Below are 1,062 nucleotides of genomic sequence, written 5' to 3'. Positions count from 1 at the left end.
GATCGGTAAATGGAAGCAAGACTTTCTGAGTAGAGCTGCCACGGTATTCGAAAAACCTGCTGACTCTGAATCTGAGGAGCAGATTGATCCGGATCAGTTATATGCTAAAATAGGTCGCTTAGAGCTGGAAAATGAATTTCTAAAAAAAAGTTTAAAGAAATTGGGCTAAATCAGCTGAAAGCGATGATCGATACGAAAAGTGAGTTGAGTGTTCGGGCACAGTGTGAATTACTAGGGCTGCACCGAAGCGTGCTATACTATCAAGCAGTGGCAGAAACGGAGGAAAATCTGCGTATTATGCGTCTGTTGGATGAGCGGTATCTGAGCTATCCAACAGAAGGTGTATTGCAAATGCAGGACTATCTGCGTAGGCAAGGCTTTAGCATCAATCACAAGCGGGTGAGGCGATTACTGAGAAAAATGGGAATCATGGCCATCTTTCCTAAACCTAACTTGAGTAAGCTAGGCAAAGCTGAATATATCTACCCCTACTTATTGAAAAATTTACCTATCACTGAGAGTAATCAGGTATGGCAAATAGATATCACTTATATTCCTATGGCCAAAGGCTTTATGTACCTGGTGGCTATGATTGATGTCTATAGCCGATTTGTGGTAGGCTGGGATATTTCTAACAATATGGATTCCGATTGGGTGGTAGAAACATTGCATGCTGCTCTTATCCGTCATGGTAAACCACACATAGTGAACTCCGACCAAGGCAGTCAGTTTACCTGTAAAAAATGGGTAGAGTATCTAAAGGAGCAGCAGATTCTCATCAGTATGGATGGAAAGGGACGAGCCATTGATAATGTATATATTGAGAGGTTATGGCGGACAGTAAAATATGATTACATTTATATCTGTCCTGCTGAAGATGGCTGGCAACTATATCAGGGATTGAAGGCATTCTTTGAAAGATACAATTATCAAAAGTGCCATCAAGGTATCGGAAGGCAATTACCCGTTTCAGTTTATTTGGGTGCATTAGCCAGTAGCGCCTGAAGCGAAATTTCAATCAACAATTACCCATTTTTGGTCCTAATAATGGGGAGTACCTCA

Annotated in this window: 1 protein-coding gene; it reads left to right on the top strand. The window is 41.4% G+C overall.

The features are described 5' to 3' along the window. Positions 1-135 precede the first annotated feature (135 nt). Positions 136-1,005, top strand: coding sequence for an IS3 family transposase (locus Q0590_RS37375; protein WP_366970909.1), 870 nt, complete (start codon positions 136-138; stop codon positions 1,003-1,005). Positions 1,006-1,062 lie beyond the last annotated feature (57 nt).

This window comes from Rhodocytophaga aerolata (assembly GCF_030503435.1).
Classification (GTDB): domain Bacteria; phylum Bacteroidota; class Bacteroidia; order Cytophagales; family 172606-1; genus Rhodocytophaga; species Rhodocytophaga aerolata.
This window is presented reverse-complemented; position numbering and strand designations above follow the sequence as displayed.